Origin of the sequence: Psychrobacillus glaciei (genome assembly GCF_008973485.1) — a bacterium.
In the GTDB taxonomy this organism is placed as follows: domain Bacteria; phylum Bacillota; class Bacilli; order Bacillales_A; family Planococcaceae; genus Psychrobacillus; species Psychrobacillus glaciei.
Window position 1 is genome coordinate 3210281 of record NZ_CP031223.1, and the last position, 16145, is coordinate 3226425.

At 33.2% G+C, this 16145-nt stretch carries 19 protein-coding genes; 1 reads left to right on the plus strand and 18 read right to left on the minus strand.

Translation table 11 applies throughout. From position 1 onward, the window contains the following. Positions 1 to 69: 69 nt before the first annotated feature. The 12 genes from PB01_RS15145 to PB01_RS15205 form a co-directional block, all read right to left on the minus strand. Complete coding sequence (locus PB01_RS15145) at positions 70 to 441, minus strand: hypothetical protein (protein ID WP_151700970.1); 372 nt, start codon at positions 439 to 441, stop codon at positions 70 to 72. A gap of 254 nt (positions 442 to 695) precedes the next feature. Further along, positions 696 to 1130 (minus strand): hypothetical protein, encoded by a 435-nt coding sequence (locus tag PB01_RS15150; RefSeq protein ID WP_151700971.1) that lies wholly within the window; start codon positions 1128 to 1130, stop codon positions 696 to 698. A gap of 165 nt (positions 1131 to 1295) precedes the next feature. Beyond that, positions 1296 to 1532, minus strand: coding sequence for a hypothetical protein (locus tag PB01_RS15155; protein WP_151700972.1), 237 nt, complete (start codon positions 1530 to 1532; stop codon positions 1296 to 1298). A gap of 168 nt (positions 1533 to 1700) precedes the next feature. After that, on the minus strand, positions 1701 to 2096 hold the full coding sequence (locus tag PB01_RS15160) for a hypothetical protein (RefSeq protein ID WP_151700973.1): 396 nt from the start codon (positions 2094 to 2096) through the stop codon (positions 1701 to 1703). A gap of 234 nt (positions 2097 to 2330) precedes the next feature. Then, positions 2331 to 3422 (minus strand): hypothetical protein, encoded by a 1092-nt coding sequence (locus PB01_RS15165; protein WP_151700974.1) that lies wholly within the window; start codon positions 3420 to 3422, stop codon positions 2331 to 2333. Between the two features lie 197 nt (positions 3423 to 3619). Next, positions 3620 to 4234 (minus strand): DUF5412 family protein, encoded by a 615-nt coding sequence (locus PB01_RS15170; RefSeq protein ID WP_225986056.1) that lies wholly within the window; start codon positions 4232 to 4234, stop codon positions 3620 to 3622. Positions 4235 to 4353: 119 nt separating this feature from the next. Beyond that, positions 4354 to 4875, minus strand: a complete 522-nt coding sequence (locus PB01_RS15175) for a group II intron maturase-specific domain-containing protein (RefSeq protein ID WP_225986057.1) — start codon at positions 4873 to 4875, stop codon at positions 4354 to 4356. Positions 4876 to 5002: 127 nt separating this feature from the next. Further along, the gene (gene ltrA, locus PB01_RS15180; RefSeq protein ID WP_151700975.1) at positions 5003 to 6247 is read right to left on the minus strand and encodes a group II intron reverse transcriptase/maturase; all 1245 of its coding nucleotides are present in this window, start codon (positions 6245 to 6247) and stop codon (positions 5003 to 5005) included. A 520-nt stretch (positions 6248 to 6767) separates the two neighbouring features. Next, entirely contained in the window at positions 6768 to 7604 is an 837-nt protein-coding gene (locus tag PB01_RS15185; RefSeq protein WP_404815086.1) for a reverse transcriptase domain-containing protein, read from the minus strand. Positions 7605 to 8828: 1224 nt separating this feature from the next. Then, on the minus strand, positions 8829 to 9365 hold the full coding sequence (locus PB01_RS15195; protein WP_151700977.1) for a GNAT family N-acetyltransferase: 537 nt from the start codon (positions 9363 to 9365) through the stop codon (positions 8829 to 8831). Positions 9366 to 9565: 200 nt separating this feature from the next. Beyond that, positions 9566 to 10144, minus strand: coding sequence for a glycerol-3-phosphate 1-O-acyltransferase PlsY (gene plsY / locus PB01_RS15200; protein WP_151700978.1), 579 nt, complete (start codon positions 10142 to 10144; stop codon positions 9566 to 9568). Positions 10145 to 10362: 218 nt separating this feature from the next. Beyond that, complete coding sequence (locus PB01_RS15205; protein ID WP_151700979.1) at positions 10363 to 10545, minus strand: hypothetical protein; 183 nt, start codon at positions 10543 to 10545, stop codon at positions 10363 to 10365. A 180-nt stretch (positions 10546 to 10725) separates the two neighbouring features. Between PB01_RS15205 and PB01_RS15210 the strand changes: the two genes are divergently transcribed. Then, positions 10726 to 10926: a hypothetical protein gene (locus tag PB01_RS15210; RefSeq protein ID WP_151700980.1), complete on the plus strand. Its 201-nt coding sequence runs from the start codon at positions 10726 to 10728 to the stop codon at positions 10924 to 10926. A gap of 424 nt (positions 10927 to 11350) precedes the next feature. Here the strand turns inward: PB01_RS15210 and PB01_RS15215 are convergent, their stop codons facing one another. The 6 genes from PB01_RS15215 to PB01_RS15240 all read right to left on the minus strand — a co-directional run bounded on the left by PB01_RS15215 (position 11351) and on the right by PB01_RS15240 (position 15924). Next, positions 11351 to 12628 carry an IS110 family RNA-guided transposase gene (locus PB01_RS15215; RefSeq protein ID WP_151699916.1) on the minus strand — a complete coding sequence of 426 codons (1278 nt, stop codon included), beginning with the start codon at positions 12626 to 12628 and terminating at the stop codon, positions 11351 to 11353. Positions 12629 to 13219: 591 nt separating this feature from the next. Continuing rightward, positions 13220 to 13684, minus strand: coding sequence for a hypothetical protein (locus PB01_RS15220; RefSeq protein WP_151700981.1), 465 nt, complete (start codon positions 13682 to 13684; stop codon positions 13220 to 13222). 343 nt (positions 13685 to 14027) lie between these two features. Next, positions 14028 to 14513: a VanZ family protein gene (locus PB01_RS15225; protein ID WP_151700982.1), complete on the minus strand. Its 486-nt coding sequence runs from the start codon at positions 14511 to 14513 to the stop codon at positions 14028 to 14030. A gap of 242 nt (positions 14514 to 14755) precedes the next feature. After that, positions 14756 to 15094 (minus strand): hypothetical protein, encoded by a 339-nt coding sequence (locus tag PB01_RS15230; RefSeq protein WP_151700983.1) that lies wholly within the window; start codon positions 15092 to 15094, stop codon positions 14756 to 14758. Positions 15095 to 15252: 158 nt separating this feature from the next. Then, positions 15253 to 15459: a hypothetical protein gene (locus PB01_RS15235; RefSeq protein WP_151700984.1), complete on the minus strand. Its 207-nt coding sequence runs from the start codon at positions 15457 to 15459 to the stop codon at positions 15253 to 15255. A gap of 231 nt (positions 15460 to 15690) precedes the next feature. Next, complete coding sequence (locus PB01_RS15240) at positions 15691 to 15924, minus strand: hypothetical protein (protein ID WP_151700985.1); 234 nt, start codon at positions 15922 to 15924, stop codon at positions 15691 to 15693. Positions 15925 to 16145 lie beyond the last annotated feature (221 nt).

Here is a 16145-nt window from a genome sequence, read left to right on the forward strand (position 1 = left end):
GTTAGTAAAAAAGGCTTTACTCCTTATTGAAGTAAAGCACCCGTTAGCTGAAGAAGATATACGTATGAGTTATTTTCGAATTTCATATATTAGTTGAAATAACGATGATGATTCCTCAGTTGACATATATCGCTTCTTGCCTTGATATACAATCGAATCTTTATAGACAGAAATTGGTGGATTAGAATGACGTCCAGTATTGACAATATAAATATGATAAACAGGTTGTTCATCATCAGCGTTCTCATCAATATCGATTTTATCGGAATTTATTCCTCTCAAATAAGTAGAAAACATTTCTATATTATCCATCTCATCAATCACTTTGTTGTCATTAGAGGTAATATTTATAACTTGTATTTGCTCAATATTTGTACGAATAATTTCTTCTTCTGGAAATAAAGTTCTTTCCTCTGGATGTACTTGAAATTTGTAAAACAAAGCTAATAGCGAAATGATAAAAAAATTCCAAACAAAAATTTTATTATCACTTAATCCCCTCTATCTTATTATTTATTCTTTGTACTAACCTGACGCGTTAGTTTAATTCTAACATTTCACATTGTATCACTGAAATCCCCTTGATGTTTTGGACGTAAAAATAAACCATCGGAATGATGTTCATATTTAACTAAAGCACCTGTTAGTTGAATTAGAAAAGCTATAGTCATATGAATTTTTCAAATACTTTTATCTTAGAATATTTCATCTAAAAATAACTTTGGGATATCCTGTTTAACAATTTTTTTAATAAAATCAACTATTTCCTGTTTATCCAATCCTCTTTGATAAACCGTGGTCTTTTGAATTGTAAAACTCATCATATCTAAAGGTGTAAACGTCGTACACATTTCACTTGCAAAATTTTTAGTGTAACGTATAATTTCTTGAAAATTTTTATTATCATCTTCAATTAAATATATTAAATTCGTTTGTTCATTTGTTTGAACATCCGTATAAATAACAAGGTATCCCAATACTTCGATCAACCTTCCGTCCCAGTATTCAAAAAAATTTCGAGCTTCATTCACTCCACGAATAAAGAAGAATTCTAAACTTTGAGTTCGTACCAAGCGGGGAAATGAGTAGGTTTCAAAGATGTTCATCTTAAATTTATCAAAATCATTCATACTATACTCCTTCCAATCAAGGCCTCTAATATTTGCACTCATTACTACTCTATAAATACGTTTAACTTTATTGAAGTAACCTTCTGCGTTAGTTCAATAAGAAAAAAAGCTTCACTCCTTCTTGAAGTAAAGCACACTTTAGTTGAAGATTCGATTTCAAACTATTTATTTTTCTTTTAAATTTATATTATTTATTATTAAGATAAGAGAAAATAATATTAAAAATATAAACCCAATCAAAGATAATATATTTGCAATTAGAAATAACAATTCTCCAAATATATTTCCTCCATAACCGCCTGTGAAAATTCCGAGTTTAGCGTAACTAAGCATAGGACTATTTAATAAGGCTAGTACAATACTTCCCAATATACAATAAAGTAATTTCGCATTTTTACTCAATGAGCCCACCCCCTTTAATTAGAAATATATAAAATTTTCGCCATAAAATTCCTACTGTTTTTTTATAAATGAACAAATTCTTTCTTAAACTAAACTTCCACGTTAGTTCAATAAGAAAAGCTACCCTTACTGGCATCCACTTTTTTTACTAAAGCATCCGTTAGTTAATTAATCAATTTTTCCTTCTCCACGCAATTGTGTTCCATCAACCAAACCTAATTGACCAAAAGTATATATATATTCTGATTGATTCCACTTTTTTACACCTTGAATACTTACAAAGTATTCGTTACCTTCCTCTAACAAATTATATATTCTTGAGTCCTCAATCATTACCTTATATCTCTCTTTATTTGGACTGTTATCATTAGCATTAGAGCCTATAACCCACATCTTCATATATTTTCCTGGTTCAATATAATGTTCTTTCTTTTCAATTTTAAAAAACATTGAACTACTTTTATAAGATTTTCCTTCCTCAAAATATAAATAAAATAAAAAACCTACTACTAAGAATAAAATAACCAACCAAACTACCCATATTTTACGAGAATAGTTGAACAAAATACCATCTCCTAATAAAAGTTCTTATTAAACTATACTGCTGCGTTAGTTCAATAAGCAAAAGCTACTCCTAAAGGCAGCCTCTTGTTCTGCTAAAGCACCCGTTAGTTGAAGTAGAAAAGAGACACTTATTAAACAATCGTAATCAATTCCGATAATCGTGCCCTATGAAGGAGAAACTTGAATTCAAGATATACTTATTCCAGTTAAAGTGATATTCGTCTTCTTCTATTATCATTGATTTGTACTCTTGTAATTTGTTATTAACCTCCTTACGTCATTTTTACTTTGAACCATAGTGGTCATAATTTTACTACCCTGTATAAAGTTATTAATTTTACTTATATTTATATTACAAAATAGTATTATTCTGAAATATAAATATTTCCTTATGTTTTCATTTATTGTTTTTTTAAAACTCAATCTTATGAAAAGCACCTCATAGTTTGAATACAAAACAAAAAAATACATATATGGTATAAATAACAAAGAAAGAATAGGTGGTAAAAGTAGATCTTTTAATTTTTCTATATAATTTATATTTTGAAAATCATCAAGATAATTTATTGCTGAATAAATTAATAAAAATAATCCAATTATGCCTAGGATGAAGTTAATTGCATTTTTTAATATCCTATAATTTTTATCTTGAAAATCTTTCCTAGTTTCCAGAATGACCTTTATTAAAGTTAGAAATGAAGTGATAAAAACTATTATGACTTCCAATATAAACGATAAACTATATAAATTAACTACAAATTGAATTAGTATAAATATTGTTAGATTATCCTTAATCATTGCTACAAAGTAACTAATATTTTTAGCTTTCATAATGGCTCTGAATGATATTGAAATACCCGCAAAAATAAGCCATATTAATCCAATTTTCCATAACCTTGTTTCCCAAAAACCTATATATTCTAATATGAAAATTAACATTAAGAAATATAATAAAAGCACCACTACTAATATTAATATCTTTTTATTAAATATACTTTTAATAAAACTCCCTAGAGAACCTTTATCTATTTTCCATAAGCTAAAAATAATAATCACGATCAACCAGAAACCTAATGCCAATTCTCTATTAGTGAATATCTTCTCCAAATCTATATAAAAATTCACACAGTTTATAATTTGCTCCTCAAAAAATATGTATAATGCTCTTATTCTATCGTGAAAGAAATTAATAATCTTTTCTATTGAGTTCTTAGTATTAATGTAATTTGTATATAGGTTTACTGTAATAAATAGTAATGAAGCTTGTAGGAAAAATTGTATTAATATTATCCATATGAGCACTTTCGTTTTCTTTCCTTGAAACAATAAATCACCCCCGTTAATAGACATGACTTTACATTATATATTTTAACATTATCTCGAATTCAAGTCTTCCAGATAATCGCCCGATTGCTGAACAAAGACCAAACTGGACTCTTTCACTAAACTGCTTCTTTCGTTCAATAAGAAAAAAGGCTTTACTCCTTCTTGAAGTAAAGCACCCGTTAGTGCAATAAGAGATATTAGTTTTGGTAGCAAGTCTCATAGTCGTCTTTCATTAACAAACTTTTACAAGCCAAACCATTTTCGTGATAAATCTCTTTACCAATTTCTAATTCGATACTTCTATTTGAATTTGGATACTCAGGTTCGTCATTTAAAATATACAGGGTATCTTCATCCATCCATTCCATAGAAAAATTACTTTTTGCATCCCCATAATAAACAGTTTTAACTTTATTCCCCTCATTATTGTATGTGATTTCAACCCATACATTAACTCCTCCAGCCGCACCACCATATGGTTCATAAAAAGCGTTAGCAGTATATTTTTCTGTGGGTGATGTTACAGGTCCAGGTCCGTTTTGAGTATATTCTTTATCAATTTCACTAAATGTAAAAAAGTACATTTCATATATATAGATTGAAGATACTAAAACAACCCCAGATAACGTTACAATCAGCATCTTTTTTGGAAAAAGTTTCTTTTTAATGAAAGAAATTATTATATTAGCACATAAAATTAAGAATAATATAATGGTAATAAAAGAAATTAAGATACCAAATAAAATTAAAATAATAACTCCCGCCTTCTTAAGTTCAATAACAATCATTTCAAATAATGATAATTTACGCAATATTCTTCTTAAACTAGTCGAGTAGAAGGGAACCTCTCTATCTTGCGGTAGATTGTGTTCCTCCCCCTCACAGAACCGTGCTTGCGCTATTTACGCACACGGCTCCTCCTAGTCATCATTCACAAAATATAGCTAATCTCTTTTCTTAAGTCGTATATATTCACCTTAATTCTTGGTGAGGGTAACGGATATTTATGAAGAAAGAGATTGAATTTATCCCAAGTAAAGGATTTTCTTTGACTTCTTCTGTTGAGCCATTTAAACAGTAAATACTGGATTTTGTCTTTAAATTGGTGAACACTTGGGGTGTTATCCGTGATGCAATAGTAGTTGTAATAACCTACAAGCGAGCGTTTAAATCTATCCATTATCATATGAATATCATTATTTCGGTTCTTCTTTATCCATTCCTTTGATTCCTTTAGTTTACCTTGTAGCTTTTTCCTGCTTGATTTCCGTTTCACACGAAAGTGTCCAGATTTACTCTTTCCACAGTAGTGTGTAAAACCTAGGAAATCAAAGGTGTCAGGTTTTCCATTTCCCTTTAGTTTTGCATCTTTCTCCGCAAATTTCCCGAAGGGAATAATTTTGGTTTTATCCTCCGCTATTTCTAAGTTAAACTTCTGTAATCTCAGCTTCAATGATTGAAAGAATTCCTGAGCTTCGCTCTCATATTGGAAGCAACAAACAAGGCAAGTAGACCACTGGAACCTCCCCAGTAGCCCCTCTCAGAACCGGACGTGAACCTCTCAATTCATCCGGCTCCCATTATTCAGCCGTAGGCTTAATACCTAGTTCCCAATGTTTAAAGAGCTTAGGATTCTGAATAGCAATCCTACCCATAAAACGTTCCGCATTTTTCTTATGACGAGCAAGTCTTTTATATTTCTTTCTTGCCCACATGATTAAGGCTTTATTAATATGCCTTAAACTAGCATACATTTCGGATTTGTAGAACTTCCCATAGTAATTAATCCATCCTTGAATAGCTGAGTTAAACATCATCGATAAGTCAAAGAGTTCCTTATTTGCCTTCAATTGCAGTTTCCAACCTCTTACTTTTTGTCGGATTGATTTCTTGGATTTATTACTGATAGCGGGAGTGAAATTCACAAAGTGTTTTCCCCACCTGTTTTTCGACAGTCTCGGTCTGAACGTATACCCTAGAAAATCAAACGATATATTTTCATGCTCTTCTTTTCTATCTGCATCCTTGCAATAAATAATTTTGGTTTTAGTTGGATGAAGTTCGAGCTTACATATATTCATTCTCTCGTTTAGAGATTCAAGTAACTTCTTCGCTTCTTCCTCTGTCTGACAGTGGATGACTGCGTCATCTGCATATCTAGCAAATGGATTGTTAGGATGATTGATTGCCATCCATTTATCAAACGTATAGTGAAGAAATAAATTTGCTAATACCGGACTTATGACCCCACCTTGCGGTGTGCCAGAGATACGTTCTATTATTCCTTCTTTCGTTTGAAACGGGGCTCTTAACCATCTTTTGATGTATACCTTTATCCACTCGACTTTTGTATGCTTTTCTACCGCTCTCATTAATAAATCATGGTCTATATTATCGAATAAACCTTTAATATCGAATTCAAGTACCCAATTGTACTTCCAACATCTTTTCCGAGTGATCTCTAACGCTTGAATGGCACTTTTCTTCGGTCTGTATCCATAGGAATCTTCATGAAAGAATGGCTCTACCGAAGGTTCAAAATATAATTTCACTGTCATTTGTGCAATTCTATCCGACACAGTTGGAATTCCAAGTGTCCTTGTACCCCCAGCTTTCTTGGGTATTTCTACAGCTTTAACAGCTGGAGGAAAATAACTGCCAGATGACATTCGGTTCCATATTTTATACAGGTTATCTTTGAGATTTTCTTCAAACTCTGCTATGGATTGCTCATCAATTCCTGCTGACCCTTTGTTTGCTTTAACTCTTAGAAAAGCTTCATATACTACGTTTTTGGATATAACATACGGCTTTTTTTTATGCATAAGTTCCTCCCAGTTTGTTGGTTGACTTGTTTATAAAACTGAATAATATAACCCCTTTGCTCCATCTCCGTTAGGAGATTTCATTGCTACTACGAGTTATTCCGCCCCTATACATGGCATTGGTACTCTGATTCTTGTGGGGCTTCCACTTGAAATTTCTCCCTTAGCATCCATGTCGTAGGTTCCCACGTTCCACACAAAAGCCTGTATTAAGTTCACGCCGCCTTTATACCGGTCACCGAACGGACAGTAAACAGGTTTCCTCCGAACTTATCCTGAGTTAACGACTCCCCCTCAGTTTTGATGACATCTCTACGCTTTCGATACTTCATCAGCGGTTCAATGATTTTCGTCTCCTTAATACATACCTGACAGAGTCATGCTCTGCCTTTTCCCCTAACGCTCAATACCATAGCTTTTGACTATAGCACCTTAGGGCGGTTTGCAATCTCTACCTGTATAGCGATTGCGAGAGGCCTTCTCTCATCTTAAGTGCAGCATAGCTTACAAAGTTTACTTTTTAAGCAAACTTCGTTTGCTTTCGTGGCACACGGTCATCAGCGTATCTAACTATGTAGCCTTCTTTTAAGTGAGTTCGCTTTTTGGCAAGAAGTTGACCTTCTCTAGTTTTTAAGTTTTTATGGAGGGGGAATAGTTCCCATTGATTCGCAATCCATTGGTCCAATTCATTTAGTACAATGTTAGACAATAACGGTGAAAGTAGGCCACCTTGCGGAGAACCTTTTGTTGGAATACCTTCTCCATCCACTTCTGCTTTTAGCATTTTAGATATACAGGCTAGAACCTGTTTATCCCGAATACCTAAATTCCATAACTGTTTAATAAGCAAGGTATGATTGATATTATCAAAGAACCCTTTTATATCAACATCTACAACGTAATGGAGTTTCGACTGATTAACTAGAAATTGAATTCTCGCCATCGCATGATGAGTAGACCGTAAAGGTCTAAATCCATAGCTATGATTATAAAAATGAGCCTCTGCAATCGGCTCTAACACTTGTTTAAAGCATTGTTGTATGATTCTATCAAGAATGCATGGAATACCCAATGGTCGTATCTTACCGTTATCTTTTTCTATTAGTTTGCGTCTAACTTTCATTGGGCGATAATTTTTAAGCTTACTTTGTATTTCTTCTACTAATTCGTTCTCCAAACGTTTTTCTATGTCTACAATAGTTTTACCATCTGTTCCAGGGGTCTTCGACCCTTTATTTGACTTAATTATTCGATACGCTAATAAAATATTGTTCCTCGACGTGATGATGTCGTATAGCAGATGGAATGATTCTTTATTTTTGGCTCGTTGATATAAGTCTGTAAAGGTGTCTGTCATCCCGTAATAATCCCAATATCGAAGAGCTTGCACTGTGGCATCATTCCTTTTGAAGTGATGTTCCCACGTTCTTACCCGACCGGTGCAATGCACAGTTGAAAAATAATTATTACTTATCGCTAGACTTGGGGCTGTTCCTCCACCTCCATTACAGAGCTTTCACTGGTCGTACCCCTACCCTCATAAGGACAAATGCATTTCGCCATACGGCTTATAGCAACCGTTTCGGGCGACAGCCCTTGAGTCAACGTTCCTTACTTTCCAAGTCCCTTACAACCTAGCTATATTTTTTCTAAACTTAGGTGCTTCCTGTAAGCCTGTGAGCTGGATACCGCCATTGTTCGGTATAACGTGTTTCATAGAAGCAATTTTTACTCTACGTCACTCACTCCATCGTTGGATGGTACACAAGTTTCCTTATGTTCTAACTTTAGACCTGTACCTCCGGAAGTTCGTCTGTTCTTTTCCACAAGAAAATTCTCACCATATTTAGTTTTTCAGCCATCCGGCATATCCATTGGCATACCTTTTCCTTGAGGAGTGGCTTCAGCCTTTGTTCTGCCGACTTTACCTGAGCTTCAGACCCCATAATCTGTCCATTATGACGCATGCAGGAATCTTAATGGGATAGTTTCAAAATACATGATTTTATCATTTCTATCCTCGGTTATAAAGTTAGGATTTCCGAAGAAATCCCTTGTTTTTTCACACATTAGTGCTTATAACAAAACTTGTCGCGCTGCTGCGTTAGTTCAATAAGAAAAAAGAGCTGCCTAAGCAACTCATGATCTTTAACTAAAGCACCTCGTTAGTTTAATAAGAGGGTGAGTAAATCCTATCTGTATCAGTATCAATTACAAAATCAACTTTAATATGGTTGGTATAAGGTATTAGTTCAAAATTGTGAAGACTGCAAAATACATTTGGAAGATTACTTGTCTCTAATGCTAATTCTTTTGCTTTAAGGTACTTTTGCTCTAGTCACTGTTTTGAACACTTTTTACCAGTAAGTAGAACTTGTTGAAAAAAACTGTCAATTTCAATAATCATAATAATCACGACCGGTTGCTAATCAGTTATATAGCTTAGATTTTTTATAAATGAATCCTTATTTTATCAGATTTCCTTGTTCAACTAAACACCCCGTTAGTAAAAAAAAGCTCTACTCCTTATTGAAGTAAAGCGCCTCGTTAGTTTAAGTACATTCATTCACAATATTGGTTATTACAATAGCATATTTTTATAATCACTTTTAAGTATTGCCATAATAATTTCATCTGAGTATACATCATTGTAATATAAGGATTGACGTAAGACTCCTTCTTTTACAAACCCAACCTTTTCATACGCTCTAATTCCACGTAAATTATGGCTAAATACTTCTAACTGTAAACGATTTAATTGGAGTTGTTCAAAAACAAAACTTAGAACCATTTTTATAGCTTCAGTTTCATATCCTTTTCCTGTTAATGAAATGGAAGCCATCGATATTCTGAAACCTGCTTTTTTGTTCTCCTCCTCGATATCGAAAATCGATAGCTCTCCTATCATTTCGTCAGTGCCTTTTAAACAAATAGCGAAATCATAGCGACTTGAATCATTATTAATCTTATCTATATGTGTCTTAATTTGCTCCAGTGAAAAATTAGAATTGGTTCCAGTCAAATAACGTATTTCTTCATCCATTGTATTTTCTAATATAATAGGTGCATCTAACTGGCAAAGACGTCTCAAATAAATTCTTTCACTCTCTAATCTCATATTAAATTTCTCCTTAATTCTGTTGTTTATGTATTGTTTAAAATATATGAATCTTACTTTGATATTACATGAATCTTATAATGCTATAATATACCTAAAACAAGTAATAAAGTTTTTATACATAACAAAATACAATTTCTCGCTAATGCAATGTGATGTTCTTGTTTAACTAAAGCACCCGTTAGCTTAACAAGTAAACACTAATTTTCAACTATTTTGTTCTCTGTTCCATTTACAATTCTCTTAATATTTTGTCGATGTAGAATAATTATTGATACGCTTATTAGTAGAGAAAGCGCAATGATAACTTTATCTTCAAATATAAGATTGTAAATGAATAATGCTATACTAGCCAACATTGAACTTAGTGATACATACTTAGTAAATAGCAAAGTTAACACAAACACAACAAAACCAACAAAAACACCTAAAGGAGTCAAAAATAAGAAAACTCCAGTTGCTGTCGCAACAGCCTTTCCACCTTTAAAACTAGCAAAAACAGAAAATATGTGCCCTAATATGACTAATAAACCACATACAATAGGGTTAACTGTAGAACCAAGTATTAGAGGAAGTAAACAAGCAAATGTACCTTTTAATATATCAGCAATTGCAACAATTACTCCTGCTTTTATGCCTAAAACTCTATAAGCATTAGTTGCACCAAGATTACCACTACCGTAATCACGAATATCTTTCTTATAAAACATTTTACCGATTACTAAAGCAAATGAGATTGAGCCAATTAAATAACTTAGAATCAAAGTTAAAATGTTCAAAGTATTATCTCCTTACATAGTTTGTTAAGTAAGTATTTCTATTTATTGCATATGATTTCCTGCAATCCTTCTTCCATTAACCCCTTTAATGGAAGAAGTTGCAATTCCTTATTCAAGAAAAGCAACCGTTAGTTGAAGTACAACACTTCACAAACTTTATTGTAGGATAAAAAAAAGCGACTTCTTTGTTTTAGAATCGCACTCTGTACTCTAATATATTATTTGTTTTTTTCTAAACCTTTAACTAATCTAATTATCCAATACAATAATATCCAAGGTAGAATGAATTTTGTAGCCCATTCTATTAAAATTGGTATAAAAAATGTTGTTTTTATACCTAGAAACGGAAGAGTTACCCAAAGTGGAACCGAAGCTAGAAAACCATATATTAGATTTTTCATTCTAAGTTCCCCCTCTTAAACCATATAAACATTCAAAACCATTTCTTGTTCAACTAAAGCACCCGTTAGTTGAATAAAGACCTATTCTTCTACTGCACATTATGGTCGAACTGCGACATAATATTGTCTATATAACACCTAATCAATATACTATAATTTACCAAAAGAGGTGGTGATATCATGAATTTATTTTCATACAAAGTATTGGGTTTTGTTTTCTTAATATCATTAGGATTTATTTATGCATTATTGCGTATTGGACAAATGACGGGAGAAGTATCCGAAGTAGCAACCACAAATTTATATTTCACCATATTCTTTTCCTTATTTTTCATAATGAGTTTAATTTTATTTATTTATGGGTTTAAGAAAGATAAATAAGATAATAGATGTCAAATGCTACATAGAATCTCAACGGCTCTTATTCAACTAAACTCCCTCTATAAACATTGAGATATCAACGGTTTTCATCACTTCGTGATTAAAGAAAAATATTTTTCTCTTCTCTGATAAACAGAGTCTTGAATTTATAGATTTTATTACCAAGTTGAGCGTACGCTTCGCTAAAACTAATGGAAATCATTAGCTTTTTTCTCCATTATTTCGATGCACAATGGATCTCTGCGATGCTTATGACGACGTACCCTCCCATGTCTCTTAGCGTCAACGCGCTTACATTCCTTCGTTCGGTCTATTCATAAGGCAGAGGCCTGCTAAGCTGCCCCGGGGACTCATAGTCTAAGTTTAGTAATATTGCCGGCTTCTCCGTATCATCCTTTTTGTTATAGCTCTTTGATTGAAATGCTTACGCTGCCTCTCCGAGACAGTAGAGATCTTTCATCATAAGTTGCTCGTTAAAATACACTTTCTTTTTACAAATCCCATGTAATATTTTTAGTAATTTACCACAGAGTACTACCATCGATTGCTTGCCCCGTAAGGGATTCTGATTCCTTGTGGTGTAGTATTCATGAAGTTGTTTGAATGCTAGGTTATGCCGAATCAAAGGAACAATCACTTTGAAAAGGATATGTCTAAGTCTCTTACGTCCACGTTTTGATATATGTTTTTGACCCTTATGTTGACCAGAAGAGTTTTCACGTAATGTTAGTCCCGCTAGTTTAATGAGTTGGCGTGGATTTTCGTAAAGTGAAAAGCTCCCTACTTCGGAAAGTAGATCAACAATCGTCGCATCACCTAAACCTGGTACTGACGCGAGTAGGTCATATTCCATCGTTGTCTTTGCCATTTCAGTTAATTGGTCATTCACTGCTTCGATTTCAGCTTCTAATAAGCGAAACTGACGTAGGAGTGTGGCGATTTCATGTTTGGCCATCTTTTGTCCTTCTGTCAGTCCAATAGAGTTTGAAGCCTTTTCAATGAGTAGCTTAGCTTTTGGTAGTTGTGGAGCTCTCATACCCCCTACCTGACGGTAGAGAAATACAAGTTCTTCCGCGGTTTTCCCTTGAATGTCCTGTGGCATTGGTGTTCTTTCTAATGCAGTAAGTGCCATTTTTCCGAAAGAAGGAAAGACTTGAGTGAATTCAGGAAAATATCGATCGAGCCAACGAATGATTCGATTTTTAATACTTGCTAGATCCTCCGTTAACTTTGATCTAAGAGTAGAACCAATCCGTAGTTCAGCTTCTACTTCTTTTAATATTCGCGGATAGCTAAAGCGTCCATCTTTCAATAATCGCGCGATGACTAATGCATCTTTTTTATCATTTTTAGTCGGCAAATTATCATCAAGTTCTTTCGAACGTTTGACGTGCATTGGATTTACCATGACAAGTGGAATGTCGTATTGATCTAAAAAATAGGCTAAGTTCATCCAGTAGTGACCTGTTGGTTCAATGCCGACGATGACTTCCGTTTTCTGTGTTTCCAGCAGCGTTTGTCTAATTTTTTCATACAAGCTTTCGAATCCTTCTTTTGATTGATGTACAGAAAATGCTTTTTCTATCACACGTCCTCGTTCATCGACAAAGCAGGCGTAATGCACGTGCTTCGCTATGTCTATACCAACGACGAGTGTATTTTCAGTTACTTGATTAATTTTGTTATTCATTTTAGAATGCATTTAGGAGTCCTCCTTGTAGATGATGGGTCAATGGTCGTTGACACTCAGCATCATACTAGAGGTCTCTTTTTTCTGCAAGACCCCGAACATCTTTCAAACAGGAATGCTGCCCCGTTAGTTCAATAAGGAAAAAGTCTTTCCTAACTTCTTGAAGTAAAGCACCCGTTAGCCATCCATGAAGCGCAAAATCAGCGCTTCACCACAGAGCATGAAAATGGATACCACTGTCTATACTGTTTCTATGGCTGGCGAAGAAGGTCGATACACTATGGTGCCATAGAGCCCATCCGTTAGTCTGACTCCAACGATCTCGGTGCATCAAAGACTATCGCATCCTATATGAGCAGCACTTATGGGAGTTTAATCCTTTTTGATTGGTTGCACCAGCCTTGCCTTTATTTTAGGAAGAATGGAGATGTTTCTTGATTTACCTATTAACTCAATATAATCATTCAGAAGGCTCAGCCTTTTTTTAAAAAAACTTTTTCTGAGTCTATTTTGTTATACAATTTTATATATTTTGAGCGTTTTTTAATTTTCATGGGAGTTTAAGTGTAATGATTCACAAAACTAATAAATATCATACCAAATTTATTCTCCATTATTCTCATCAACAGAATGGACATTGAATGACTCTTTTGCTTGTGTGACACCATTACTTCCCAAAGCTTGAACAGTAATATGATCGTGGAATGTCTTATCACCGAATTCCCATTGAAGAGACCATCCATCACTTCCATCTATGTCGTAATCAATGAGCGTTCTTTCACCCCAAGGTTCTGTACCTGTTGGGGTTATCCAAAAAAGTATTGTTTCAACATTTTCTACTTCCGCAGAAATAGTCATTGTACTAACACCTTCTGGAATGATAAACCAACCATATTCCTCTTCTAAATCTGTACTAACCTTTAGAATTCGAGCTTTACCCTCTCTATTTTCAGATTGATTGGCTGAAGTATCTACACTTTCTCTTAGTTGATTTTCGTCTACATTATTACAATCAGAGAGAATCATTATAACCAATAAAAAAAACACAACTATTGCATTCTTTTGCATATGTATCCTCCATTATTTTTTTAGATAAGCCATATATTCTTCTTGCACTGACCTGCTTTGTTAGTAAAAAAGGCTCTACTCCTTATTGAAGTAAAGCAACCGTTAGCCATCCATGAAGCGCAAAAACCAGTGCTTCACCATAGAGAATGAAAATGGTTAGAGGAGTCAATACTAGTAGTCCACCGAAATCAATAGACTTATTAATATCCGCTCTCCTCTTTTTTTACGATTAAGCAGGGTTCTTCTTAAGTATTGTCATTTTTCTTTTCTTGAAGAAATTAATTTTCATGGTAGTTGAAGAGTGAAAAGAATAAAAATCAAATTTGCTACCTTGACAAACTTCCTACAAGAGGTTCATCTCCTTTTTAGAGACTATCTTAAAAACATTCTTGTATGCTATAAATAGCATGAATCCTATAAAACAACTTAGTAGGTTTAGAATAATGTCATCCATATCAAAATAACCTAAAAAGGAAATTAATTGAATAATCTCTATGCAGAGTATCAACAAAAAACAAGAAATCATCGTTTTAATTATATTTCTTTGGGAAGTAAAAGCCGCGGGTATTAGGAATCCCATAGGTATAAAAGGAATGATATTACCTAGTATATTTTTAAGAGCTATGTCATAACTCATATAACTTATATAAGTCTCAATTGTTCTAAAAGGAACTAAGTTTGCACCTGATTCTCCACGAGCTCTACGCTCCATATTATCTTGTATGGTATAGATAACATGGTGTATATTCCCATTAAATTTAATCACAATAAAATTAAGCACTAATAATATGTATATAATAAAAAGACTTTTCCAGACATTTTTAAACATCCTTGAAAACCTCCACAATTTTTCTTCACTTGTTTTGATTTGATTTTACCGATTAAATTTTCTAACTAAACTGCTGCGTTAGTTCAATAAGGAAAAAGAGTTACCTATGGCAACCCCATGATTTTTTACTAAAGCACACCGTTAGCTTAATTGAAAAACACTGCACAAATGGCATCAAAGGTTCCCTCAATTTTATGCCTATTTTTTATTAAGCATTATATTCTCCTCTTTGCCATCTATTATTACTTTAAAAACAAGTTCTGACCTTCACAATTTGAATAGCAACTCTTTTTAAATGCTGTACCTTCTAATACTCCTTCGTCATTTAAAAAACCAACACCTCCAGATGTTGGTTCTTTAAAACCTACCTCATAAAGAACTTCCTTATTAAAAAGTTCTTCTAAATTTCCGCCTTTATATTCTGCAATGAAAGTTCCCTCAATTGAACCATTATTCTTATTGATATTAAATTTTACTATCCAATTTTCATTTTCCCCAAAAAACGTTGAGGTTTTGCCATTACAAGCCGAAAGCAATACTACCAACAAAAGAAAAAGAATTATAGAAACAGTCTTACGCATTATATCTAACCTCACCATATTTCTTATTTTAACTATAACTATTCTACTTATTTTCTAAATTTCCTTCTCAAACTAACCTGCCCCGTTAGTAAAAAAGGCTTTACTCCTTATTGAAGTAAAGCACTCCTTTAGTTTAATAAGGATTTTTTTCTAGCTAACTAATTGTCGTCTTTTTTGGATTGAATATATTTTTGAGTATATAATCCTGCATTAAAAACAGCTATTATCATTAAAAAGTAAAAAAACGTCGAACCAAAAAATGAATTTTTATTCTCGGTAATCTCAATATAAGAAAAAGAAGCAATAACAAAAAGAATGGCAGTTATTATGTAAAGTATAAATTGACCTTTTGCAGATTTTATCATAGTATTCACCTCCCGCTTTATAATTTAATAAATAATTCAATTCTCATCCATATGCTTAAAAAATATCCAGATAGTAGTTACTTCGACAACTTCTCAAAAATACCCTGTTTATTCAACTGAACTGCTGTGTTAGTAAAAAAGGCTCTACTCCTTATTGAAGTAAAGCACCTCATTACTTTAAGTACATTTCTTCACATTGTCTATAAAATAATAATACACCTGTTGAGTATGTTACTCTTTTTTCTTATCTGACAGCAAATATGCCCATACAAGTATTACTGCAATAATTGTAGTAATTATAGAATATCTAAAAATATGAAAGAAAAACTCTGGATAAGGCGTTACAACAGATGAAGTCATCCCCTCAAAATCAGTTGTCCATTCTACTCTTTTCATAAAGACTGCTAATAAGAAGAAAGTAACAATCAATGAATATATCCCTGTTTTCACTAAGATTTTCTCCATTTAAAATCCCCCTAAAATGTAACGTTCTTGGTTCAATAGTGGAAGCTGAACAAAAGACGTTTGAGTTATTGTTTATTTCCATATTACCATATTCATCCTAATGTACCGTCTTCAACTAAACTGCACCTTTAGTTTAAGTGTAGACCTTTACAAACTTATTCTTATTTTAATATAAATATCCAGTTTTAGTTAAACTAATTTAATCAGATGCGGGAAAGGTG